Origin of the sequence: Actinoplanes sp. NBRC 103695 (assembly GCF_030269485.1) — a bacterium.
GTDB lineage: Bacteria > Actinomycetota > Actinomycetes > Mycobacteriales > Micromonosporaceae > Actinoplanes.
The window spans coordinates 115,797-139,501 of record NZ_BSTL01000008.1; the positions used below are offsets into that span (position 1 = coordinate 115,797).

Consider the following 23,705-nt stretch of genomic DNA (forward strand, 5'->3'; position numbering starts at 1 on the left):
AGGGGTTGCTTCCCGGAGCGGGTTCGTAGACTGGGCCAGTGACCGTGGCGGATGACAGGCTGATGCTTCCGGCGCGCCTGGCCGCCGTCCGCCGCAGCGGGTTGCTCGACACGGGCGCCGAGGAGCCGTTCGACCGGCTGACCAGGCTCGCCTGTGAGCTGCTGGGCAGCCCGTTCGGTTTCGTCACGATCGTCGACGACCGGCGCTCGTTCTGGAAGAGCTGCGTCGGGACGACCAGCTCCGAGGTCGCCGACCGGCAGAACCCGGTCGGGGAGTCGTTCTGCCAGTACGTCATCGCCGCCGACGGGCCGATCGTGATCGACGACGCCCGCCTGAACCCGATGACGCGGGACAACCCGTCGATCCATTCGATGGGCGTGATCGCCTGGGCCGGTTTCCCCGTCAGGTCACTCGACGGGTACGTCCTCGGCACGTTCTGCGTCGTCGACAACGCTCCGCGCCGCTGGAGCGCCCAGGACCTCCGCACGTTGGAGGTGCTCGCCCAGGCCGCCGGCGGCGAGGCCGGACTGCGGATCAGAGCCGAGGAGGCCTTGCAGGAGGCCGCCCGGGCCCGGACCGCCGCCGCCGAGTACGAGCAGCTCGCGCGCACCCTGCAGGAGAGCCTGCTGCCCCGCGAACTGCCCGTCGTCGACGGCCTCGACATCGCGGCCGCCTACCAGCTCGCCGGCGGCGACGTCCTCGGCGACTTCTACGACCTCGTCCAGACACCGACGGGATGGGCGGTGTTCCTCGGCGACGTCGCCGGCAAGGGAGCGCACGCGGCCCGGACCGCCGGGCTGGCCCGGTACACCCTGCGGGCCGGCGCCGCGCGAGCGACCTCCCCGGCGATCGTGCTCACCGAGCTCGACGCCGCCCTGCACCGCTGGTTCGCCGAGACCGACGTGCCCGGGTTCGTCACCGTCGCCTACGTCGCGATCCGCCCGAACGACAACGGGTTCGGCATCCGGATCTGCGCCGCCGGTCACCCCACCGCGGTCATCCGCCGCCGGGACGGCGCGCTCGAACCCGTCGGGCAGACGTCCAGCCCGCTGGGCATCCTCCCCAAACTGTCACTGGCCATCCAGGACGCCGCCCTGCGTCCCGGCGACAGCTTGATCCTCTGCACGAACGCCGTTCTCGCGCGGGCGGCGTCGGATCTCGTTCCGTTCGGCGATGTCCTGGCCGAGACGCTCACCGCGGACGCACGGGACACCGCGAACGCGATCATCCGGCGGGCTTCGGCCGGCAGCGGCCGTGATGTCCGCGATGACATGGTCGCGGTCACCATCCGCGTGCCGGACAGCCCGGTCAGCTGACCCAGGTGCCGGGCGACGTGATGGTCGGGCCGGGCGAGAGCAGGTTGAGCGTCTTGACCCTCAGGCGTGCCGTCACAGCGAGGCCGCGAACTGCTGGGCGGGCCTCGACCAGGCGTGCGGGTCGAGGAAGGGGGAATCCGTGGGCGCCACGCAGTTCGAGGAGGTGGGCCCGGGTGCACTCGCCGAGGGCGCGGACGCCGGGCAGCAGGCCGGAATCCGTCAGGTGGGTCTGACCAACGGTCCGGCCCGGATCGGCTATTCGGCCGCGACCGTCGCCACGTAGACGGTGTTGGCGGACGTGCCCCCGGTCAGCGGGTTGGCGAAGGTCACCACGTGAGCGGTCGCCGTGGCGAAACCCTGCCGCAGCAAGGCCAGGAACGACTCGTCGGGTGCGTCGTCGGACCACAGCCCGAACGCCCCGCCCGGGCGCAGGCGGCCCGCCAGCCGGGCCAGACCGGTTGCGGTGTAGAGGTCCGCGTGGGTGGCGTCCAGGACGTTGACGGGTGAGTGGTCGATGTCGAGCAGGATCGCGTCGAAGCGGCGGTCCGGGGCGGCCGGGTCGAAGCCCGTGCCGTCGCGCAGCAGCGCGAAGAAGTCGCCCTCCAGCAGCGTGGTGCGGGGATCGGTGGTGAGAGTGCCCGCCTCCGGGAGGAGTTCGCGGCGGTGCCAGTCGATCACCGGGGCCAGCGCCTCGACCACGGTCAGGGAACGGACCCGATCGTCGGTCAGGGCGGTGCGGGCGGTGTAGCCGAGGCCGAGACCACCGACGACGGCGTCCAGCGGGGCGTCCGGCAGGGCGGCCAGGGTGAGCCGGGACAGTTCCTCCTCGGCGACCGTGAACATGCTGGACATCAGGTACTCGTCGCCGAGCTTGACCTCGTACACCTCGGTCCTGGTGAGGGGCTCGAGGCGCCGGCGCAGGCTGATCTCGCCGATGCGGGTGGCGGCCCAGTCCAACTCGGTCAGTCGCGGGTGCATGGGGAAGGTCCTTTCGGCGCGCCGTGCGAAAGCGCGGTCGTGTTGGCGACACATGTGACCTGAGCACGGGCGTCCTGGCTAAATTACTCGATACGGCATGGCTGATGCGCGCCGGAGGAAGCCCATGGCAAGCGGGAGCGCACGGGCGATCGGAACGGCCCTTCCCACCTATCTGATCTCCACGGCCCTGGCGGTCGTGGTCAACTTCGCCACGGACTCGTGGCGCTCGATCACGCCCTGGGTCATCGTGGTGGTCCTGGTGGTCGTCTCCGCGCTGCTCGCCGCCGCCACGGCGGGAGGCCAGGCCCAGCCCGACCCGGGCGTCCTTCAGTGGTCGCAACGGCCCGCGATCTACGGCAGCCCTCGCCCGATTCCGCCTCGGCGCAACGGCGCCCGGGCGGTTGTCGCGGTGGTGATCGTGACGGTTCTCGTCGTCAGTGTGTTCCTCGTCCGTTTCGTGTTCGGCTATGTCACCGGACGCGAGTCCGGCCTCGACCGCCTCATCGAGCCCGTATCGAGCAGGACCGGCGCCCTGACCCTGGTTGTCGAACGAGTGGAGACGACCCCGCATTTCACCCGGGTGGAGATGTCGGCCGGCAACTCGGGAAGCGACGCGCTCACCCTGCCCCTCTATTCCAACTGCCAGCTGACCGCTGGGCGGACGACGAAGAGCGCGGACGCGTTCGCCAGCGAATGGCCCGACAACGTTCCGCCGGACAGCACGGTGTCCGGGGTGGTCGTCTTCCGGACCGTCCTCCCGGGCGAGGCCACCAAGGCGACGGTCAGCTTCGCGACGATCTTCGGTTCGCTGTCCACCCGAGGGTCCGTCGTCGTTCGCAACATCCCGTTGCGCGAGGTCACCGGAGCCGGCTGAGGCGGGGGTCAGGTGACGAGGACCACCGGGGCGGAGGCGACTCGGTCGCGGCCGCTGTTCTTGGCCGTGTAGAGGGCTCGGTCGGCAGCCAGGACCAGTTCGTCGGCGTCGGCGGACCTGGCCGGCAGGACGGCCACGCCGATCGACGCGGTGACCGTGTGCAGGCGGTCGTTACCGAGGGCGATCGGGGTCGCCGAGAGGCCGCGGCGGATGCGCTCGGCCAGTTCGGCGGTCTTCGCCAGGGTGGCGCCCGGCGCGATGACCGCGAACTCTTCGCCGCCGTACCGGGCGATGACGTCGCAGTTGCGGACCAGGCGGCGCATGCGGGCGGCGATCTCGACCAGGACCGCGTCGCCGCCGTGGTGGCCGTACGCGTCATTGACCTTCTTGAAGTGGTCGATGTCCAGCAGCAGCATGCCGAGCGGGGCACCCGAGCGGGCCGACCGCGCGGCCTCGGTCTGCAACGTCCGGGTGAGGTAGCCGCGCGTGTAGAGGCCGGTGAGCCCGTCGGTGATCGCGGCGTGCCGCTGGGCCCGGACCAGGCCGGCCATCCGGGCCAGGACCAGCAGGAACAGGACGTTGCAGACCAGCGTCCCGGAGACGATCGGGGGCTCCTCGCCGCGGAGGTGCTGCACGAGGAGCGTGGTCGGTGACACCAGGGCGGCCGCCGCCAGCAGGAGCAGGCGGCCGGCGGTCGCGTCGGGGGTCTTCGCGGGCGACGGCGCCACCAGCGTCCCGAAGGACGGGTGCAGGACGCCGGCCGCGAAGACGAAGCTCGCCGTCATCCAGAAGGCGTCCAGGTAGCCGCCGGCCGTGTAGGTGCCGGCGAGGCTCTGCACGCTGTACACGGTGTCGGCGTAGAGCGTCACGGCCAGGTAGACGCCCAGCGCCGCCAGGGACACCGTGCGGTAGCCGGCGCCCAGCATCAGGCGCGCGCCGACGCTGATCAGCATCAGGTCGCCGATCGGGTAGAGGACCGAGGCCAGGGTCGCGGCGTTGTCCTCGCCCACCTGGATGGTGGGGGCGATGACCAGGGCGTACACGATGAACCCGACCCCGGTGGCGACGATCGTCGCGTCGATCAGGCTGGCGCCGTCCCAGCCGGGGGTGCGCTTGCGCACGAGGACCAGAAGACCGGCGGCGAGCAGCGGATAGGCGGCGAGATAGCCGATGTCCGCGATGCTCGGGTACGGCGCCTGGTCCTGGGTGAAGGCCAGGAAGTAGAACACGATGTCGGCGAAGACCGAGGTCGCGGCGCTGGCGGCGATCAGCAGCAGGCCGGCGCGGGCGCTGGGGTGCCGTCGCGACGCCACGGTCGCGGCCACCGCCATGGTCGCGTTGGCGCTCACGTAGACGGCGGTCTGCACCACCGCCCACTGCTCGCCGAGTGTGCCGAACAGATAGAACAGCCCGACGACCAGCGGTGCGGCGGCGGGGATCAGTGGCCAGCCACGCCACCGGCGCCGGATCGGCTGCGTAATCGAGACAGTCACCGGACAAGACTGGGGATCGGCGGTTTCCGGACGCGCTGCCCGCCCGGTGCGGTCGGGTTGCTACCGGCGCTTGGTGATGCGGGAGGTGGGAACGGCGGTCGCGGGGTCCTCGGGCCAGGGGTGGCGGGGGTAGCGGCCGCGGAGCTCGGCCCGGACCTGGCGGTAGCCGGTCGCCCAGAACGAGGCCAGGTCGGCGGTCACCGCCACCGGGCGGCCCGCCGGCGACAGCAGGTGCAGCAGGACCGGGATGCGGCCGTCGGCCAGCCGGGGCGCGTCCCGCCAGCCGAACGTCTCCTGCAGCTTGACGGCCAGCACCGGCGCGGCGGGATCGGCGTAGGACACGCGGACGCGGGAGCCGCTCGGGACCGGGAGGCGTTCCGGGGCGACCTCGTCCAGGCGGCCGGCCACCGACCAGGGCAGCAGGCGGCGCAGGGCCGTGGCCACGTCGATGCGGGACAGATCCGTCCGGCGGCGGGCCCTGGTCAGGTCCGGTCCCAGCCAGTCCTCGGCGGCGGCCAGCAGCGACTCGTCGTCGACCGCGGGCCACTCCTCGCCGATCGCGGCTCGGGCGAAGGCCAGCCGTTCACGGAGTTCGGTGGCGGCGCGGCTCCAGGTCAGCAGGGTGAGTCCGTGCCGGCGGAGGCCGTCGAGCAGGGCGGCGCGGACAGCGGCCGGGTCGGGCCTGTCGAGCCGGCGCTCGGTGAGGGTGATCGCGCCGAGCCGTTCGACGGTGCGGGCGACGACGTCGCCGTCGCGCCAGACGATCTCGGTGGCCGAGGTGAGCAGGGTGGCGGCGGCTTCGTGGGCGGTGACCTCGTCGATGGGTACGGCGGACCGGATCCGCGCGCTGCGTGCTCCCGCATCCCGGTCGGCGGACGCGACCGCCAGCCACGTCACCCCGGCGAGCGGGCTGCTCGGGGAGAGGTCCGCGGCCGTCCCGCCGGCCATCAGATAGGTCCGGCCGCCGGCTTCGCGCGCCCGGGCGACCCGCTCGGGGAAGGCCAGCCCGACGACCAGCCCGGCCGCGAGATCGTCGGTCAGGGCCGTGGCCGGGGCGTCCGACGTGGTGAGCCGGCGGACCTCGCCGCGCCAGGCCGAGGTGTTGTCGCGGCGGGCCTGGCGCCAGGCGGCCAGGAGGTCGTCGCCGGAGGTGCGGTCCTCGTCCAGGACGGCCACGACCTCGGCGGCCCGGCGGGCGCCCACCAGCGGGGCGCCGTCGAGCAGGGCGCGCGCCAGCCGGGGATGGATGCCGGTCCGGGCCAGCGCCTGCCCGCGTGGCGTGGGACGGCCGTCCTCGGCGACCGCGCCCAGGTCGTGCAGCGTCGCGACGGCCGACTGCAGGGCGCCGGGCGGCGGCTGGTCCGGCAGCGCCAGGCCGGCGCCGGTGGGGTGGCCCCACAGCGCCAGATCCAGCGCGAACGAGGTCAGGTCGGCGGTCGCGATCTCCGGCTCGGGCTGGGGCGCCAGCCGGGCGTGCTGCGCCTCGGACCAGCATCGGTAGACGACGCCGGGCGCCTCCCGGCCCGCGCGGCCGGCCCGTTGCTCGGCCGAGGCGCGGCTGACCGGGACGGTGACCAGGGCGCCCAGCCCGCGGGAGTGGTCCATCCGGGGGACGCGGCTCAGACCGGCGTCGACCACCACGCGTACGCCGGGCACGGTCAGGCTGCTCTCCGCCACCGCCGTGGCCAGCACGACCCGGCGCCGGGGCCCGGGACGCAGCGCCGCGTCCTGGTCGGTGCCGCTCTGCCGGCCGTGCAGCGGGACCACGTCCGCGTCGATCCGGCCGCGCAGCAGCCCGGCCACCGTGCCGATCTCCCGCACACCGGGCAGGAAGACCAGGACGTCGCCGGGCTCGGTGATGCCTCGCACGACCGCGGCGACGTGGTCGAGGAGGCGGGACGGGCCGGGCGGCGTCCAGTGGATGCCGACCGGGAACATCCGGGCGGTCGCGGTCACCACCGGCGCGTCGAGGAGGGAGGTGTCCGCGGTGGCCGAGGCGGCGATCAGCCTCAGATCGGGGCGGAGCGTCTCGCGCACCTCGGTCAGGAAGGCCAGGGCCAGGTCGGCGTCGAGATGCCGTTCGTGGATCTCGTCGAGCATGACGGTGGCCGTACCCGTCAGCTCGGGGTCTCGCTGCAGTCGCCGCACCAGGACGCCCGTGGTGACCACCTCGATCCGGGTCTCGGCCGAGACCCGCCGGTCGCCGCGCACCGCATAACCCACCTCGGCCCCGACCTGCGTGCCGAGCAGCGACGCCATCCGCCGGGCGGCCGCCCGGGCCGCCACCCGCCGCGGCTCGGCGACGATGATGCGGCCGGGGAGGGCGAGCGGCACCAGCGTGGTCTTGCCGGTGCCGGGCGGCGCCACGAGGACGGCCGCGCCGTGCGCCTCCAGGGTTTCCCGCAGAGCGGGCAGCGCGGCACGGACCGGTAGATCGGGGAGCTCGAACGGCACGCGGACAGTCTGGCGCATGCTTTGATCGTGAGGATGTTCGACGAAGAGGAACTGCTGGCGTGCTGCGCGTCCCCGGCCTGGGCCGCGGCGGTGGCGCGCGGTGGCCCGTACCCGGATCGTGCCGCCGCCGAAGCCGCGGCCATGGCCGCGTTCGCGACCTTGACCTGGGACGACATCGCGCAGGCCATGAGCGCGCACCCGCGGATCGGCGATCCGCCGAAGGGCGACAGCACGGAGGCGGCCTGGTCGCGGCGTGAGCAGAGCGCGGCCCGGAGGAGCCCGGAGCTGGTCGAGGCCAACCGGGCGTACGAGGACCGCTTCGGCCATGTCTTCCTGATCTTCGCGAGCGGCCGCACCGAGGACGAGATCGTGGCCGCCGCCCGGCAGCGGCTGGGCAACGACGAGGCGACCGAGCGCCGGGTCGTGGCCGGTGAGCTGGAGAAGATCGCGATGCTGCGCCTGGGGAGGCTGCTGGATGCCCTCGAATGACGGTACCGAACCGGAGTTCCACGCCCGGATCTCGACGCACATCCTGGACACCATGGCCGGTGAGGCGGCACGCGGCGTCTACGTGCGGCTGGAGCGCCGCGACACCGACGGCTGGCGCACGATCGACGAGGGTGACACCGACGACGACGGGCGGCTGCGCTTCCGGGTGCCGATGCACGACTGGCAGGCGGGCGGTTACCGGCTGCTGTTCTATGTGGAGCCGTACCTGAAGGGTGAGTCGTTCTTCCCGGAGATCACGGTCGCCTTCCACGTGCACGACCCGGAACGCCACTACCACGTGCCGTTGCTGCTCAGCCGCTACGGCTACACCACCTATCGAGGGAGCTGACGCGTGGCGATCAGGCTCGGACCGAACCGGTACGGCAAGGCGGAGGTGCGGCTGGTCCGCGCCGGCGGTTCTTCGGGGATCCAGGATCTGAACGTCAGCGTCGCCCTGTCCGGTGACCTCGAGGCCACACACCTCACCGGCGACAACGGCGGCGTCCTGCCCACCGACACGATGAAGAACACGGTCTACGCCTTCGCCCGCGAGCACGGCATCGGCTCGCCGGAGGAGTTCGGGCTCCGGCTGGCCCGCCACTTCGTCGCCACCCAGCCACAGATCAAGAGCGCGAAGATCACGATCCAGGGGTACGAATGGGAGCGTCTCGGCCCGCACTCGTTCCAGCGTCGCGGCGACCACACCAGACTGACCGTGGTGACGGTGATCGGCGACGAGTCCCAGGTCGTCGCGGGCATCGAGGGCCTGGTGCTGATGAACACCACCGACTCGGAGTTCCACGGCTTCCCCCGCGACCGCTACACGACGCTGCCCGAGACGACGGACCGCATCCTGGCGACCGAGGTCAACGCGCGGTGGCGCGGTGTCGCTGATTTCGCAGCGGTGAAGCAGTCGCTGGTCGACGCCTTCGTCGGCACCTACAGCTATTCGCTGCAGCAGACGCTCTACGCCATGGGTTCCCGCGTCCTGGAGGAACATCCCGAAGTCGCCGAGATCCGGCTGGCGCTGCCCAACAAGCACCACTACCTGGTCGACCTGAGTCCCTTCGGGCTGGACAACCCCGGTGAGGTGTTCATCGCCGGCGACCGGCCGTACGGGCTGATCGAAGGAACCGTGACCAGGGACGACACGCAACCGGCGATCGCGGAGTGGTTCTGATGATCGTCATCGAGAACGTCGCCGTCGCCACGGTCGACGCGGACGGCACCGAGTACGCGGACGGGCACGTCGTGGTCGGCGACGACGGCCGGATCGTCGCCGTCGGTCCCGGGCACGCCGGGCGTTACCAGGGCAAGCAGCGGCACGTCGACGGCACCGGCTGCCTGGTCACCCCGGGTCTGGTCAACACCCACCACCACCTCTACCAGTGGGCGACGCGCGGGCTGGCGCTCAACGACACCCTCTTCGGCTGGCTGACCACGCTCTACCCGATCTGGGGCCGGCTGGACGCCGAGGTGGTCGGCGCGGCCGCCGGCGCCGGGCTGGGCTGGCTGGCGCTGTCCGGCTGCACGACCAGCATGGACCACCACTACGTCTTCCCGCGGCACGGCGGCGACGTGCTGGCCGCCGAGATCGAGGCGGCCCGCCTGGTCGGGCTGCGCTTCCACCCGACCCGCGGCTCGATGGACCTGAGCGAGAAGGACGGCGGCCTGCCACCGGACAACGTGGTCGAGGACACCGACGAGGCGCTCGCGGCGACCGAGGCGGCGATCGACCGGTGGCACAACCCGGCCGACGACGCCATGCTGCAGATCGCGGTGGCGCCGTGCTCACCCTTCTCGGTGACCGAGCGGCTGATGAGCGAGGCCGCCACGCTGGCCCGGCGCAAGGGCGTACGGCTGCACACGCACCTCGCCGAGACCGGCGACGAGGAGGCCTTCTGTCAGGAGCGGTTCGGCTGCACCCCGGTCGAGTACGCGGAACGTCTCGGCTGGCTCGGCGACGACGTCTGGCTGGCGCACGGCGTGCACCTGGACGACAAGGCGATCCAGCGCCTGGGGGCGACCGGCACCGGCGTGGCGCACTGCCCGTCGTCGAACGCCCGGCTGGGCGCGGGCATGGCCCGGGTCCGCGAGCTGCTCGACGCGTCAGTGCCGGTCGGGCTGGGCGTGGACGGCGCCGCCTCGCAGGAGGTCTCGCACCTGGGCGCCGAGCTGCGGCAGGCGCTCTACACGGCCCGGCTGCGCGGCGGGCCGGGCGCGCTGGACGCCCGGGAGGCGCTGCGGCTGGGCACCATGGGCGGGGCGCGCTGCCTCGGCCGGCAGGACCACATCGGGTCGCTGGAGCGGGGCAAGCTGGCCGACCTGGTGCTGTGGCGGCTCGACGACCTGGGCCACGACGGCATCGAGGACAAGGTGGCCGCGCTGGTCTTCGGGCCGCCGGCCGAGGTGGAGCTGGCGCTGGTGGGTGGCCGGCCGGTCGTCGAGCGTGGCAGTCTGGTGCACGCCGACGCGCGGGCGCTGGCCCGGGACGCTCGCCGGGCGGCCCGCAAATTAAGGAAGACTTAAAGCTTCTTGTTGTTATCGCTCGGCTTTATCGCGGCCACCTGCGGCTCTTTCGGGAGCAATTCCTAAGTCTTTCTCCGCAACTTGATATGAGGCATTTACATTCACATACTCCCTGGTGAGGACCCCAGGGAGGGAAACCGTAATGCCGAGGAAGAAGACCAGATTCATCCTGGCCGCAACGATTACCGGCGCACTCGCCGCCAGCGTGATCGTGGTGGCGAACGCCAGCGCCGACGAGGTGGCGGAGCCCGGGCGGGCGGAGAGTGTTGCCGGTGACGGCTGGGTTCCGATCGACGACGCCAAGTGGGTCAAGCAGCTGGCCGAGTACGAGGCGACCGTGGCCGAGCCCGTCCCCGCGGGCAACGTGCGGGTGGCCGAGTTCAACGCCTCCTGCAAGATCAGCCACCGGCTGCCGGACGACCCGATCGTCTTCCCCGGCATGGCCGGCGCCTCGCACCTGCACACGTTCTGGGGCAACGAGAGCACCAACGCGGGTTCGACCAACGAGTCGCTGTTCGCCAGCACCGCCACCAGCTGTGACCCGGCCGCCGACGACTTCTCGGCGTACTGGATCCCCACGCTGCTGGAGAACGGGCAGCCGGTCGACCCGCACGGGGTGACCGTCTACTACGGCTCACGCCTCGAGGACCCGACGGTGACCAAGCCGTTCCCGGAGGGCTTCCGGATGATCGTCGGCGACGCCAAACGGCAGGTCGACACCCCGAAGGACGCGCCCGGCCAGTTCTGGTGCGCCGGGGCGGGCGGCGAGACCGGCCGCAGCACCGACGGCAACTGGCCGATCTGCGCCAGGACCGCCGAGATCACCTACCACCTCACCTTCCCGGACTGCTGGGACGGCAAGCACCTGGACAGCCCGGACCACAAGTCGCACGTCGGCGGCACCGGCCCGGACGGCACCTGCGCGTCCGGCAAGTTCCCGGTGGCCATCCCGTCGGTGGCGTTCGTGATCGGCTACCCGACCTCGGGCAGCCCGGCCGGGTTCCAGCTCGCCTCGGGCAAGGCCTCCTCGATGCACGGCGACTTCATGTTCGCCTGGAAGACCAAGCCGTTCGCCGAGCGGGTGCGCAACTGCATCACCCAGAAGGCCAAGTGCAATTCGGCCGGCGGCTTCTGAGGCCTCCCGTCCCCGGAGAAGCAGCGGCCTCCGCATCCCCAGAGACCTCGGTCTCGCGGAGGCCGCTGCGGGCGTTTTCCACAGGACGGGCCGCTCCCGGTTTTTCCCACTACGGTGTGGAGAGAGGTGCAGTCCGCGAGGGGAGCCGTCAGTCGTGACCGAGATCCTGTCCGCCGAGGCCGTGGCGTTCGTCGAGGACCTGAACAGGCGGTTCCGGCCGCGCCGCAACGAGCTGCTGGCCGCCCGCGCCGAGCGCCGGGCATCGATCGCCGCCGGCGCGCGCCTGGACTTCCTGCCGGAGACCGCCGAGATCCGGGCCGGCGACTGGACGGTGCCGGCCGCGCCGCCCGCGCTCACCGACCGGCGGGTGGAGATCACCGGTCCGACCGAGCGGAAGATGACGATCAACGCGCTCAACTCCGGTGCCAAGGTGTGGCTGGCCGACCTGGAGGACGCGAACACCCCGCACTGGGCCAACGTGGTCGACGGCCAGCAAAATCTCCACGACGCCATCCGCCGCACCGTGACGCTCGAGACCGACAAGAAGACGTACGAGCTGAACGGCGGCCCGTACCCCACGATCGTCATGCGTCCCCGCGGCTGGCACCTCGACGAGCGGCACCTGACGGTCGACGGCGAGCCGGCCGTCGGCGCGCTGGTCGACTTCGGGCTCTACTTCTTCCACAACGCCGCGGAGCTGCTGGAGCGCGGCGCGGGTCCGTATTTCTACCTGCCCAAGATGGAGTCGCACAAAGAGGCGGCCCTGTGGAACGACGTCTTCACGTACGCGCAGGAGACGCTGGGCATCCCGGTCGGCACGATCCGCGCGACCGTGCTCATCGAGACGATCCCGGCCGCCTTCGAGATGGACGAGATCCTGCACGCGCTGCGGCCGCACATCTCCGGGCTGAACGCCGGGCGCTGGGACTACCTGTTCAGCATCATCAAGTACTTCCGGGACAACCCGTCGATGGTGCTGCCGGACCGCGCGTCGGTGACGATGACGGCGCCGTTCATGCGCGCGTACACGGAGCTGCTGGTCTCGACCTGCCACAAGCGCGGGGCGTTCGCGATGGGCGGCATGGCCGCGTTCATCCCGTCCCGGCGTGACCCGGCGGTGAACGAGGTGGCGCTGGGCAAGGTGCGCGAGGACAAGGAACGCGAGGCGGGCGACGGCTTCGACGGGTCCTGGGTGGCGCATCCCGACCTCGTACCCCTCTGCACCGAGATCTTCGACAGCGTCCTCGGCGACCGGCCCAACCAGGTCGAGCGCCGCCGCGACGACGTGTCGGTGACCGCCGGGCAACTGCTGGACGTGGCCGCCACCCCCGGCGCGGTGACCGAGGACGGACTGCGCGGCAACGTGTCGGTCGGTTTGCAATACCTCGAGGCGTGGCTGCGCGGCAACGGCGCGGTGGCGATCAACAACCTGATGGAGGACGCCGCCACCGCCGAGATCTCCCGTTCGCAGATCTGGCAGTGGATCCACAACGGTGTCACGCTGCCCGACGGCACCCCGATCACCGCGGAGCTGGTCCAGCGGATCGAGGACGAGGAACTCGCCAAGATCGCACCGGGACCGGGCAACCGCTTCGACGACGCTCGCAAGCTCTTCGAACGGGTCGCGCTCGCCGACGACTTCGCCGACTTCCTCACCATCGCGGCATACGACAGCATCGACTGATGCGCCTGACCGACGACTTCCGCGAGGTCGACTGATGCGCCCGACCGACCTCCGCGGGACCGACTGATGCGCCTGACCGACGACGACTACCAGGAGATCGACTCTTCGCTGACCGCGCACGACGCGTTTCTTGCCGCGCGCTATCCCGGCGATCGTGCCGGGCGGCAGCCGGTGCACACCGTCTACGTGCCCGCCGACCAGGTCACGCCCGACCTGGTCGACGTGTGGCGGGCCGGCGCCCTGGCGGCCTTCCACGGCCAGGACTGGCCGTTCGGCCACGCCGGCCAGGTCGAGGCCAAGCTGCGCGCGGAGCCCATCGAGGATCTGCGGGTCGATCTGGAGGACGGGTACGGGGTCCGCGACGACGCCACCGAGGACGCGGCGGTCAAGTCGGCCGCCGCCGCGCTGCACGAGGGGATCCGGGTGCCGTTCGCCGGCATCCGCGTCAAATCCCTGGAAGCGGCCACCCGGCGGCGGGCGCTGCGGAGCCTCGATCTCTTCCTGACCTCCTACGGCGAGCCGTTCACGATCACGTTGCCCAAGGTGAGCGGTCCGGCGCAGGTCACGGCGATGGTTGCGCTCTGCGACAAGCTCGATCGGGCGTACGGGACGTCGCTGCACTTCGAGATCCAGGTGGAGCTGCCCGCGGCGGTGCTCGGGGCGGACGGTGCGGCCACGGTCGCGCGGCTCATCACGGCGGCGGAAGGGCGCTGCAGCGGGTTGCACTTCGGCACGTACGACTACAGCGCGGCGGCCGGGGTCGCGGCCGCGTACCAGTCGATGGATCACCCCGCGGCGGACCACGCCAAGGCGGTGATGCAGGCCGCCGCCGCGCAGACCGGCGTGCGTCTCAGCGACGGTTCCACCAACGTGCTGCCGGTGGGTTCCCCCGCCGAGATCCGCGCGGCGTGGGAGCTGCACCACCGGCTGGTCCGGCGTTCCCTGGAACGAGGCTTCTACCAGGGCTGGGACCTGCACCCGGCACAGCTGCCCACCCGCTACGCGGCGGTCTACGGCTTCTACGCCGACGGCCGCGACGCCGCGGTCACCAGGCTGCGCCGCTACCTCGACCGGCAGTCCGGCGGCATCGCCGACGAGCCCGCCACGGCCCGGGCGCTGGCCGGCTTCCTGCTGCGCGGCCTCGACTGCGGTGCCCTGACCGACGTCGGCTTCCCCCGTGCGGAGTTGGTGAGCCTCACATGATGGACCTCGTCATCCGGTCCCGCCGGGCCGTCACCGCCGAGGGGGAGCGGCCGGCCGCCGTCGCGGTGCGCGAGGGCGTCATCGTCGAGGTGGCCGGCTACGACGCCGTGCTCGACGCGGCCGAGGAACACGACCTGGGCGACGACGCGCTGCTGCCCGGCCTGGTCGACACGCACGTGCACGTCAACGAGCCCGGCCGCACCGAGTGGGAGGGCTTCGCCACCGCCACCCGGGCCGCGGCGGCCGGGGGCGTCACCACGATCATCGACATGCCGCTCAACAGCCTGCCGCCCACCGTGGACGCCGACGCCCTGCGCGTCAAACAAACCGCGGCCACCGGGCAGTGCCACGTGGACGTCGGCTTCTGGGGCGGCGCGATCCCCGGCAACGCCGGCTCACTGCCGGGCCTGCACGACGCCGGGGTGTTCGGCTTCAAGGCGTTCCTGGCCGACTCCGGTGTGCCCGAGTTCCCGCCCGTCACCCCTTCGCAGCTCTCGGGGGCTCTGTCCGCAGTGGACGCGTTGTTCGTCGTCCACGCGGAAGATCCCTACCATCTGCACGAGGCCGCCTCCTCGTCGAACTACACGGATTTCCTGGCCTCACGCCCGCCCGACGCGGAGCACGCCGCCGTCCAGAACGCCATCGCCGCCGCCCGGGCCGCCGGCTCGCACGTCCACATCCTGCACCTCTCCGCGGCCGGTGCGCTGCCGCTCATCCGTCAGGCCCGCGCCGCCGGCGTCCGGGTCACCGCGGAGACCTGCCCGCACTACCTGACCCTCGCGGCCGAACACATCCCGGCCGGCGCCACCGAGTACAAATGCTGCCCGCCGATCCGCGAGTCCGCCAACGCCGACCTGCTCTGGGCGGCACTCGCCGACGGCCTGATCACCTGCGTGGTCAGCGACCACTCGCCGTGCACGCCCGACCTCAAACGCCAGGACACCGGCGACTTCGCGGCCGCCTGGGGCGGCATCGCGTCCGTGCAACTCGGCCTGCCGGTGATCTGGACGGCGGCCCGCGCCCGCGGCCACACCCTCGCCGACGTCGTCTCCTGGATGGCCCGCCGCCCCGCCGACCTGGTCGGGCTGTCCCGCAAAGGCCGGCTCGCCGTGGGCGCCGACGCCGACCTGGTCGCCTTCGCGCCGGACGCGACCCTCGTCGTCGACCCGGCAGCCCTGCACCACCGCAACCCGATCACGCCGTACGCCGGCCAGACCCTGACCGGCGCCGTGCGGACGACATGGCTGCGCGGCCGCCCGGTCACCGGCGACACACCCCACGGCCAGTTCCTCACCCGGGAGCCCTGATGGACGACAACCTGGACATCGACCTGGCGTCACGCGCGTTCGGCGGCGGGGTGGTCGCGGTCAACGACGAGTTCTTCGCCGCCGCCGACCACCTGCTGTCACCGGCACAGCCGACACACGCGCCGCGCACGTTCGACCACCGCGGCCAGGTGTACGACGGCTGGGAGACCCGGCGGCGCCGCGAACCCGGGCACGACTGGGTGATCATCCGGCTCGGCGCTCCCGGCGTGATCCGCGGCATCGACGTGGACACCTCGTTCTTCACCGGCAACTTCCCGCCGTACGCGTCGGTCGACGGATGCTCGCTGCCCGGCTACCCCGACGCGGCGCAGCTGAAGGCCGCCACGTGGACGCCGCTCGTCTCCCGCTCGGCGCTCAGCGGCGACACCCAGAACCTGTTCACCGTGGACAACCCGCGGCGCTTCACGCACGTACGGCTGACCATCTACCCGGACGGCGGGGTGGCGCGGCTGCGCGTACACGGCGAAGTGGTCCCCGATCTTGACCTGCTGCCCGAGGTCTTCGACGTGGCCGCGGCGCAGCACGGCGGCCGGGTGACCGCGTGCAGCAACATGTTCTACGGCCACCCCGGCAACATGCTGATGCCCGGCCTGGCCCTCTCGATGGGCGACGGCTGGGAAACCTCCCGCCGTCGCGACCAGGCCAACGACTGGGTGACCGTCCAGCTCGCCGCGCCGGCCGTGCTGTCCCTCGCCGACCTGGACACCAGCCACTTCAAGGGCAACGCGCCCGGCCGTGCGTCCCTGCGCGGCGTCGACACCCGCGCCGGCTCGGCCGACGACCCGACCGACTGGTTCGACCTGCTCGAGCCGGTGCCCCTCGCACCGGACACCCCGCACCGCTTCCGGGTGGCGTCCGAGAGGGCGGCCACCCACGTACGCCTCGACATCTACCCGGACGGGGGCATGGCCCGCCTCCGCCTGCACGGCCGCCCCGACCCGTCCGGCGCGGCGGCCTTGCGCGCCCGCTTCGAGTCGCTGCGCTAGCTCGTGTCTCGTGGATCAGCCAAGTGCTGGGCCACGCCGCAGCCCTGGCTGATCCACGAGACCTAGGTGACTGGTGTTAAAGGCGGGTTCGCGCCTCGCCGAAGGGTCGACCTGACCCTCGGCGGCCTCCGTTTGGCGCCGAGCTGCCGACACAGCCATGTTTTGTCGATCACCGACCGCGATGAACGCGTTAACACCAGTCACCTAGTTCCGGGGCCGGGCCGCGTCCGCGGCGGTCAGCGCGGACGGCCTTGCTGGCGGCGCCCGGTCCTTCCACCGGACGCGCGAACGGAAGGTCAGGTGGTCGGACCGGCCGTCCACTGGAAGGTCACGCGCGGGAAATCGGTTGGGTCGCCTCGGGAGGGGCGTCATCATCGACTGCGTGAATGGTCGTTTGGCAGGCGGTGTGGTGCCGCCGGCCGGGCGCGGGCTCTGGCTCGCGGGTCCGGCCGGCGACCCGGTCGCGCTCGGCGAGCATCCCGCGGGTGGGCACGCTGCCCGCGGTGGTGTGGCCGGCGACCGTACCCCGCCCGGCGCCCCGGTCGCGCTCGGCGCGGCCGGGGCCACGCCGGACGAGATCCGGGCGGCCGTCACCGCTCTGGCCAACCTGGTCTCCGCGGGTGGGCGGCTCGCCGCCGGGGCGGACGCCGATCTGGGTCATGGCTTCCGGTCGGCGCTGCTGGCGGGTGGCCGCGGCGACCGGCGGGACGCGATGCTCGCCGCGCTCACCACCGACCTGTCCGCGCTGGGTTCCCGCGAGGCGATCGTCACCGCGCTGTTCGGGCCGCGAGCCACCCGGCGGGTCGGGGCCGCCGCCACCGCCGCCGTGGCCGACGGGCGCTGGTCGGCCCTGCGGTTCGCGGCCGCGGCCAGTGACGTGCTCGGGCCGGAGCAGGTCGAGCAGTTGCTGGCCCTGACCGCGCCGGACGGCCGCGACCGGTCCGGCTCGGCCCGCGCCACTGGCGGCGGTGTCACAGACGGCCGTGCCGCAGACGACCGTGCCGCAGATGGCCGCGCCTCGGACGGCCGCGCGTCGGACGGAGGCCACGTGTTCGGGCCGGGCCGCGCCTGGGACAACCGCGGCCCGTTCGGGGCGGGCCGCGTCTCGGACGGCATCGACCCGTTCGGGCCGGGCCTCGCCTCGGACGTCTCCGCGCACCTGCGCCGGCTCACCGCGACCGTGCCGGGGCCCCGGCGGCTCACCCTGCTGATCGACCTGTGGCAGGCGGTCTGCGCCCATCGGGTGCGTGCCGGCGTCGTCGAGTGGTTGCGCCGGTCGCAGAACGGGGACCTCGGCAAGCTGCGCCAGCGCTACCACGAGCACGACGACGCGTCCGCGATGCAGTGGGTGCACCTGTCCGGCAAGCCGCGGCCGGGGCAGCTCGCCCGATACACCTTTCCGCCCTACGGGTGGGTGGAGAAGGCTCGGCGGCTGTTCGAGGATTCGCTGGCCGCGACGATGCTCGGCCGGGTCGCGGAAGCCGCCGCGAGCGAGGGGCTGGCGGCGGCGCTGGCCGCTGACGGTGAGGCTCTGCGGGTGGTCTCCGCGATGCTGTCGGACAACGAGATCTCGATGAGCCGGCGGCCCAGCGGGCTCGGTTCGCGGCCGGCCGGGTGGGTGCGGGAGATCGTCAGGAAGCTGGACGGCGAGCTCACCCGGAAGAAGGCGAACTTCATCGCCGAGCGCATCGACCACGCCCGCGACTGGGGCACGATCCTGATCGAGGAGCTGCGGGAGTTCTTCGAGGACGAGGCGCGCTCGATCGACCGGAACGCGACCGACGAGCTGCGGCAGTGGGGCGCCAAACCGATGACCGCGTGGCGGGCCGCCGCCGGTCACCTCTCGCCCGACCGGGTTGCCGGGTGGGGACAGCCCGATCCGTTCGCCGAGTGGGGCGGCACCGCCCAGAACCGCGTCCCGCTGGCCGACCGGCTCGCCGCCGAACCGGGCCGGGCGCCGGGCGAGATCGAGCGGATCGACGACTTCCTGTGGATGGCCGAGCTCGCCGATCAGGTTGCCCGGCTGCACGGTCACACGCGCGCCCGGGTCGACTACGACGAGCCGATCCCCGAGGTCCACCCGGACGCGGGTGACGAGCCACGGCCGCTCTTCCCGTCGTACGCGTCGATAACCGCCGCCGTGACCTCCGCCGCCCAGCTCGCCGAGATCGGGGGTGTCGTGCCGGACCGGCCGCGCACCTGGGCCGAGCTGGTCGACGGCCTCTACCGGTCGGCGGGTGTGGCCGAGGCGCTGTCCGGCGAACTGCCCGTGCCCGAGGTGCTGGCCGCCATCGACGGGACCATCGTGCCGGGCACCGGGCTGCGGGTGGAGGTCGCCACCAGCCCGCGGCAGCTCGCGTCCTGGAGCGCGTACATGGGCAACTGCCTGAGCGGCCGCCACTACGCCGAGGAGACGGGGCAGGGGCGCAGCATCGTGATCGCGCTGCGGGACCGGGACCGGCGCATCGTGCTGAACGTCGACCTGCGGCGGCGGTACGGCGGCTGGCGTGTCTACGAGATCAAGGCGCGTTTCAACGCCGACCCCGACCCGGCGCGGGAGGCCGCCGTCCGGGCCTGGGTGGCGACCCTGGTCGCGCCGCCGCCGGTGCACGTCCCGGCGGAGAGCCCGGACCTGCCGCCGCCGGGGGACCGTCCGATGCGGACGGTGCGCCGGCCGACGCCCGCCGAGCGGATCAGCGGTGAGGCCGGGCCGGTGCTCCGCCGCAAGCTGGGTGGCGTTCGCGCTCCTGAGCTCGTACGCCTGGCTCATGCCATGACCGACCCACCGCGCGCCCGCGGCACCGAGGCCGTGATCGCCCTGCGCCGCGCCTCCGCCGACGAGCTCGACGAGGCGTGCCGCCGCGTGCTGAGCGGCTCCAGAGGCGCGTTGGGCGGCCCGAGAGGCGAGCCCGACGGACTGACGCTGCGTGAGCTGTGGCACGGCACCGCCGCCCGTCCGCTCGCCGCCGCCCTGCGCCGCATGCCGCCGCGGCTGGCACCGCTCGCCCAGGACCGGCCGCTGCAGGGTGCGCTGCGGCCGCTGGCCCGGGTTCCCGAGGTACGCACGGCCCGCGCCGTCGACCTGGTGGCCGTGCGGGTGCGCGCGTCGCTGGGCCGGCTGATCGCCGCCGGTGACCCCGCTCTGGCCCGGCACCTCGCCGAGGACCCGGAGGTGCCGGAGCTGTGCGCGATGGCCCTGGCCGCGACCGCGCTCGGTGTCGGCGACGAGGTACGCCCGGAGCCGCGCCTGGTCAACCGCGCGCCGTGGGTGGCCGCCCGCGACGACGCCCGGGAACTCGCCGGCCGCCCGGTGCCGCGCGGCCGCCTGACCGTGCCGCCGGAGTGGATGCCGCACGGCTGGCAGGCGCTGTGGAACCGGGCCGTCAGGGCAACCTGATCAGGGCAACCTGATCAGGGCAGCGTGACCAGCGACGTGTGGTCGTCGAACGGCAGGTCGCCCGCCGCCACCGCGAAGATCTCCAGCTCCGGCAGGGTCAGCGCCCCGGACAGCGTGGTGGCGAACGCGACATCCGCCGCGTCCCGCCCGGTCGCGATCCGGATCAGGGTCTGCCGCGGCGCCAGCCGGGTCGAGTCCCACACCCGCCACTCGCCGTCCAGCAGCGTCTCCACGACCAGGTGGAAGTCCATCGGCGACAGCCCGGGCGCGTAGACGGCCGCCACCCGGGCCGGGATGTTCAACGCCCGGCACAGCGTGGCCGTCAGATGCGCGTAGTCCCGGCACACCCCGGACGCCGACAGCAGCGTGTCGATCGCGTCGGTCGACGGGCCGCTCGAGCCCACCTGGTAGGTGAGGTGCTCGAAGACCCAGGCGGTGACGGCCCGCACCGGATCGTCCGAGCCGCCGAACATCGTCGCCGCGAACCCGCCCAGCCGGTCCGACGGGCAGTAGCGGCTGGGCAGCAACGCCTCCAACCGGTCCGTGACGACCGGCTCGGGCGAGAAGCCCGTCGCGCGGTACTCCACGACCACCCGCCCCACCGGCAGGAACGGGAACCCGTCGCAGGAGGTCGTCAGCGACGACGAGGACGCCCCCCGCGCCTCGATCTTCAGGGCGATCTCGGCGGGCGACGTCACGTCGAAGACCAGTCGGCAGCCGACCTCAGCGGAATCCACGCCGAAACGGTATCCGGTGGGCCACGCGCGGAAACGTCGCACACGTTACGGTCTCGGTCGTGGGTCGCACTGTGAAACTGGTACTGCTCGACACGCTCGGGGTTCCGCTGGGCGCGCTGCCGCCGTTCGACGTGTCCGTGCCCTGGTGGCCGGAGGTCGAGGAGGTGGTGGCCGGCGCGCGCCGCCGCTACGGCGTGGAGGTTCAGGTGCTGCGGCTGCTCAGCGCCGCCGGCGCGACCGCGGCCACCGGCGGGGGCACGGTCACCTACCTCGCCCAGCTGGCCGGGTCGCCGCCGATCCCGGTCGAGCCCGCCGACCCCGACCTGTCGCCGCAGCCGCACCGCGCCCCGTACGCGGAACCCGGCGGCCCCGCCGCCTCCACCCGCTGGGCGATCGGCGCGCTCGAGGCCATGGGCACCGCCAACGCGGTCGCCGTCCAGCGCAAGACGTGGAACCTGTCCGCCGTCTGGCGGCTCGACGTGGCCGGCGCCCCGGTCGCCTGGCTCAAACAGGTGCCCGAGTTCTTCGCCCACGAACCGGCCGTCCTCGGCCTGGTCGCCGGGGTCGCGCCCGGACTGGTGCCGCCGCTGCTCGCCGCCGGCGCCCAGGGCCGGATGCTGCTCGCGCATGTGCCCGGCGAGGACGGCTTCGGCGCCGGCGCCGAGGTGCGCGGCGAGATCGCCGCCGAGTGGCATCCCGTGCAGGAACACTTCGCGGGCCGGGTCGAGGACCTGCTCGCCGTCGGCATGCCCGACGCCCGGCTCGCGGTCGCGCCGTTCGCCCGGGTCGCCGCCGACCACCTGGACACCGTCGAGGGACTCCGCGAACTCGTCGACGACCTGCCCCGGCGGCTCGAGCAGATCGCCGCCTGCCGGATGCCCGACACGATCGTGCACGGCGACCTGCACCCCGGCAACGCCCGGATCGGCGCCGGACCGCCGGTGATCATGGACTGGGGCGACGCCACCGTCGGGCACCCCGCCGACGACATCCTCCGGCTCACCCAGGGCCTGCCCGGCTCCGAGGCCGAGTCGCTGACCGCGGCATGGGCGCTGCGCTGGCGTACCGTCCGGCCGGACAGCGACCCGCACCTCGCCGCCGAGCTGATGCGCCCGATCTTCCACCTGCGCCGGGCCGTCATCTACGCCGGCTTCCTGGCCCGCATCGAGCCGTCGGAACACCCGTATCACTCGGCCGACGTACCGGAAGGCCTCGCCGCGGCAGTGGCCGCCGTACGGTGACCGGATGAACCGGCGCGCGCGGTACGTCGAGCAGATCCGCGCGAACGGCGCCCCGCTGACCGACGAACTCGCCGCCGCGTTCGCCACCGTGCCCCGCGAGGCGTTCGTCACGGCCGGCTTCCAGCGCCCCGGCGGCGGCTGGGTGTCACCCGGCGACCGCGACTTCCTCGACCTCGTCCACCGCGACGACGTGCTGGTCACCAAGGTCGACGGGAGGACGCCGGTCAGCTCGTCCAGCCAGCCGTCCCTGATGGCGATCATGCTCGACGCGCTGGACGTGCGGCCCGGCCACCGGGTCCTGGAGATCGGCGCCGGCACCGGCTACAACGCCGCGCTGCTGGCCGCGCTCGGCGCGACGGTGGTCAGCGTCGACGCGCAGGAAGACGTCGCGGCGCGGGCCGCGGCCGCCCTCGACGGTCTCGGTGTCGCCGGGGTCCAGGTCCAGACCGGTGACGGGTACGCCGGAGCGCCCGGTCACCGCTTCGACCGGGTGATCGTCACCGTCGGCGTCGCCGGGCTGTCCCCGCGCTGGCTCAACCAGCTCGACCCCGGCGGCCTGGCCGTGGTGCCGGTCGAACATGCCGGCACCCACCCCGTGCTGGCCGTCCGGGGCGCGGCGGCCGGCCCGGTGACCGCCGACGTGATCTGCCCGTCCGGCTTCATGAGCGCGTCCGGCCCGCTGACCGCGGCCCACCAGTTCGCGCACCCGTCACCCGCCGCCACCGGCGAGCTCGGCCCGCTGACCCCGGCGAGCGGCCCGCGCTTCGACCCGCCGCTGGGCGCCCTCGCCTACCGCGACCTCTGGTACGCCGCCGGTGTCTGGCACCGCCGCGCCACCCACGCGGCCGTCCCCGGCGTCGAACACTCCTGCCTGGTCCTCCTCGACGACACCCGCACCGGCGGCGCCGCCATCCCACCCGACGGCGAGGTCCTCACCACGGGCGACCGCGCCCTCGCCCAGGACGCCGGCGACATCCTCCGCCGCTGGGACGCCGAGGGCCGGCCCCCGATGCGGGAGTGGCGCGTCACGCTGGCGCTGGCCGGGCAGCCCGACGCCCCGATCTGGGTCCCGGCCAACTGGAGCCTGTAGATCGTTCACGGTGCCGGTGGTGCCGACCTTTCTGATGCGTGGTGGTGGTGGTGCTGCTGCTGGTGTTTCCGCTGCGTGCGGGGTCGGGCCGGTTTGTGAGGCGCCCGGGTGCCTGCTCGCGGTCGTTGCGGCCGTTTGCGCTCAGCGCGGAGCGGGCTGGGCTTGCCAGGCGCCCGGGTGCCCGCTCACCCTCACTGCCGCCACTCGCGCCCGGTACGGAGCAGGCTGGGCTTGCCAGGCCGCCGGGTGCCCGCTCACCGTCGCTGCCGCCGCTTGCGGTGGTGGCCGGGCACGGTAGTGGTAGCCGGGCACGGTGGTGGTGGTAGCCGGGCACGGTAGTGGTAGCTCGAGGCGGCTGCGGTGTTGACGGCCGGCCCGGCCCTTGCGCGCCGCCCGCACCCGGGCGGCCGGTGGTAGGACGGGGCGCTATCCGGCACCGACTGACCGCTCCCAGCTACCACGCCCGCGGACCGTGGTAGCTCAGCGCGGCATTCGGTCCCGGATACCGCCCTGACCCACCACTGCGTGCCGGGTCTACCACTCGCGCCTGCTCCTACCACCGGCGCCCACCCACGGCCGCGAGTGGCGGCAGTGAGGGTGAGTGGGCACCCGGGGGCCTGGCAAGCCCGGCCCGGCCCGCGCTGGCCGCGAGTGGCGGCAGTGAGGGTGAGTGGGCACCCGGGGGCCTGGCAAGCCCGGCCCGGCCCGCGCTGGCCGCGAGTGGCGGCAGTGAGGGTGAGTGGGCACCCGGGGGCCTGGCAAGCCCGGCCC

At 73.2% G+C, this 23,705-nt stretch carries 19 protein-coding genes; 15 read left to right on the forward strand and 4 right to left on the reverse strand.

Translation table 11 applies throughout. From position 1 onward, the window contains the following. Window positions 1-38: 38 nt before the first annotated feature. Window positions 39-1,316 carry a PP2C family protein-serine/threonine phosphatase gene (locus QSK31_RS15705; protein ID WP_285684631.1) on the forward strand — a complete coding sequence of 426 codons (1,278 nt, stop codon included), beginning with the start codon at window positions 39-41 and terminating at the stop codon, window positions 1,314-1,316. Between the two features lie 139 nt (window positions 1,317-1,455). Continuing rightward, on the forward strand, window positions 1,456-1,599 hold the full coding sequence (locus QSK31_RS15710; RefSeq protein ID WP_285684632.1) for a hypothetical protein: 144 nt from the start codon (window positions 1,456-1,458) through the stop codon (window positions 1,597-1,599). Here the strand turns inward: QSK31_RS15710 and QSK31_RS15715 are convergent. Beyond that, on the reverse strand, window positions 1,572-2,294 hold the full coding sequence (locus QSK31_RS15715) for a polyamine aminopropyltransferase (RefSeq protein WP_285684633.1): 723 nt from the start codon (window positions 2,292-2,294) through the stop codon (window positions 1,572-1,574). The genes QSK31_RS15710 and QSK31_RS15715 overlap by 28 nt on opposite strands. A 124-nt stretch (window positions 2,295-2,418) precedes the next feature. On the opposite strand from QSK31_RS15715, the gene QSK31_RS15720 reads away from it, so the two are divergent. Beyond that, the gene (locus tag QSK31_RS15720; protein WP_285684634.1) at window positions 2,419-3,168 is read left to right on the forward strand and encodes a hypothetical protein; all 750 of its coding nucleotides are present in this window, start codon (window positions 2,419-2,421) and stop codon (window positions 3,166-3,168) included. A gap of 8 nt (window positions 3,169-3,176) precedes the next feature. On the opposite strand, the gene QSK31_RS15725 is transcribed toward QSK31_RS15720, so the two are convergent. Both QSK31_RS15725 and hrpB read right to left on the reverse strand, forming a co-directional pair. After that, complete coding sequence (locus QSK31_RS15725) at window positions 3,177-4,661, reverse strand: GGDEF domain-containing protein (protein ID WP_285684636.1); 1,485 nt, start codon at window positions 4,659-4,661, stop codon at window positions 3,177-3,179. Window positions 4,662-4,721: 60 nt separating this feature from the next. Beyond that, window positions 4,722-7,133 (reverse strand): ATP-dependent helicase HrpB, encoded by a 2,412-nt coding sequence (gene hrpB, locus QSK31_RS15730; RefSeq protein ID WP_502872967.1) that lies wholly within the window; start codon window positions 7,131-7,133, stop codon window positions 4,722-4,724. Window positions 7,134-7,148: 15 nt separating this feature from the next. Here hrpB and uraD point away from each other — a divergent pair, with 15 nt between their 5' ends. The 10 genes from uraD (at window position 7,149) to QSK31_RS15780 (ending at window position 19,866) form a co-directional block, all read left to right on the forward strand. Continuing rightward, entirely contained in the window at window positions 7,149-7,604 is a 456-nt protein-coding gene (gene uraD / locus QSK31_RS15735; RefSeq protein ID WP_285684956.1) for a 2-oxo-4-hydroxy-4-carboxy-5-ureidoimidazoline decarboxylase, read from the forward strand. Next, window positions 7,591-7,953 carry a hydroxyisourate hydrolase gene (gene uraH, locus QSK31_RS15740; RefSeq protein WP_285684638.1) on the forward strand — a complete coding sequence of 121 codons (363 nt, stop codon included), beginning with the start codon at window positions 7,591-7,593 and terminating at the stop codon, window positions 7,951-7,953. Before uraD ends, uraH begins: the two co-directional genes overlap by 14 nt. Before the next feature lie 3 nt (window positions 7,954-7,956). Next, window positions 7,957-8,784: a factor-independent urate hydroxylase gene (gene pucL / locus QSK31_RS15745; protein WP_285684640.1), complete on the forward strand. Its 828-nt coding sequence runs from the start codon at window positions 7,957-7,959 to the stop codon at window positions 8,782-8,784. Further along, the gene (locus QSK31_RS15750) at window positions 8,784-10,133 is read left to right on the forward strand and encodes an 8-oxoguanine deaminase (protein WP_285684642.1); all 1,350 of its coding nucleotides are present in this window, start codon (window positions 8,784-8,786) and stop codon (window positions 10,131-10,133) included. Before pucL ends, QSK31_RS15750 begins: the two co-directional genes overlap by 1 nt. A gap of 142 nt (window positions 10,134-10,275) precedes the next feature. Then, window positions 10,276-11,268 (forward strand): DUF1996 domain-containing protein, encoded by a 993-nt coding sequence (locus QSK31_RS15755; RefSeq protein WP_285684644.1) that lies wholly within the window; start codon window positions 10,276-10,278, stop codon window positions 11,266-11,268. 154 nt (window positions 11,269-11,422) lie between these two features. Beyond that, complete coding sequence (aceB, locus tag QSK31_RS15760) at window positions 11,423-12,952, forward strand: malate synthase A (protein WP_285684646.1); 1,530 nt, start codon at window positions 11,423-11,425, stop codon at window positions 12,950-12,952. A gap of 66 nt (window positions 12,953-13,018) precedes the next feature. Further along, complete coding sequence (locus QSK31_RS15765) at window positions 13,019-14,155, forward strand: DUF6986 family protein (protein ID WP_285684648.1); 1,137 nt, start codon at window positions 13,019-13,021, stop codon at window positions 14,153-14,155. Then, window positions 14,155-15,462: an allantoinase AllB gene (gene allB / locus QSK31_RS15770; RefSeq protein ID WP_285684649.1), complete on the forward strand. Its 1,308-nt coding sequence runs from the start codon at window positions 14,155-14,157 to the stop codon at window positions 15,460-15,462. The genes QSK31_RS15765 and allB overlap by 1 nt, the downstream gene beginning before the upstream one ends. Beyond that, window positions 15,462-16,469 carry an allantoicase gene (gene alc / locus QSK31_RS15775; RefSeq protein WP_285684651.1) on the forward strand — a complete coding sequence of 336 codons (1,008 nt, stop codon included), beginning with the start codon at window positions 15,462-15,464 and terminating at the stop codon, window positions 16,467-16,469. The genes allB and alc overlap by 1 nt, the downstream gene beginning before the upstream one ends. 382 nt (window positions 16,470-16,851) lie before the next feature. After that, entirely contained in the window at window positions 16,852-19,866 is a 3,015-nt protein-coding gene (locus QSK31_RS15780; protein ID WP_285684653.1) for a hypothetical protein, read from the forward strand. Window positions 19,867-19,880: 14 nt separating this feature from the next. Here QSK31_RS15780 and QSK31_RS15785 read toward each other — a convergent pair whose 3' ends face one another. Then, window positions 19,881-20,603: a transglutaminase-like domain-containing protein gene (locus QSK31_RS15785; protein WP_285684654.1), complete on the reverse strand. Its 723-nt coding sequence runs from the start codon at window positions 20,601-20,603 to the stop codon at window positions 19,881-19,883. A 59-nt stretch (window positions 20,604-20,662) separates the two neighbouring features. Here QSK31_RS15785 and QSK31_RS15790 point away from each other — a divergent pair, with 59 nt between their 5' ends. Together QSK31_RS15790 and QSK31_RS15795 are read left to right on the forward strand one after the other, a co-directional pair. Further along, a complete protein-coding gene (locus QSK31_RS15790; RefSeq protein ID WP_285684656.1) occupies window positions 20,663-21,844 on the forward strand; it encodes a phosphotransferase family protein in 1,182 nt (393 codons plus the stop codon). A gap of 4 nt (window positions 21,845-21,848) precedes the next feature. After that, entirely contained in the window at window positions 21,849-22,934 is a 1,086-nt protein-coding gene (locus tag QSK31_RS15795) for a protein-L-isoaspartate O-methyltransferase family protein (protein WP_285684658.1), read from the forward strand. Window positions 22,935-23,705 lie beyond the last annotated feature (771 nt).

Excerpts from the sequence above, each read along its gene's own strand:
- QSK31_RS15715 (WP_285684633.1), bottom strand. The coding sequence starts at position 2,294 with ATGCACCCGCGACTGACCGAGTTGGACTGGGCCGCCACCCGCATCGGC.
- QSK31_RS15720 (WP_285684634.1), top strand. The coding sequence starts at position 2,419 with ATGGCAAGCGGGAGCGCACGGGCGATCGGAACGGCCCTTCCCACCTAT.
- hrpB (WP_502872967.1), bottom strand. The coding sequence starts at position 7,133 with ATGCGCCAGACTGTCCGCGTGCCGTTCGAGCTCCCCGATCTACCGGTC.
- uraD (WP_285684956.1), top strand. The coding sequence starts at position 7,149 with ATGTTCGACGAAGAGGAACTGCTGGCGTGCTGCGCGTCCCCGGCCTGG.
- uraH (WP_285684638.1), top strand. The coding sequence starts at position 7,591 with ATGCCCTCGAATGACGGTACCGAACCGGAGTTCCACGCCCGGATCTCG.
- QSK31_RS15750 (WP_285684642.1), top strand. The coding sequence starts at position 8,784 with ATGATCGTCATCGAGAACGTCGCCGTCGCCACGGTCGACGCGGACGGC.
- QSK31_RS15755 (WP_285684644.1), top strand. The coding sequence starts at position 10,276 with ATGCCGAGGAAGAAGACCAGATTCATCCTGGCCGCAACGATTACCGGC.
- QSK31_RS15765 (WP_285684648.1), top strand. The coding sequence starts at position 13,019 with ATGCGCCTGACCGACGACGACTACCAGGAGATCGACTCTTCGCTGACC.
- allB (WP_285684649.1), top strand. The coding sequence starts at position 14,155 with ATGGACCTCGTCATCCGGTCCCGCCGGGCCGTCACCGCCGAGGGGGAG.
- alc (WP_285684651.1), top strand. The coding sequence starts at position 15,462 with ATGGACGACAACCTGGACATCGACCTGGCGTCACGCGCGTTCGGCGGC.
- QSK31_RS15795 (WP_285684658.1), top strand. The coding sequence starts at position 21,849 with ATGAACCGGCGCGCGCGGTACGTCGAGCAGATCCGCGCGAACGGCGCC.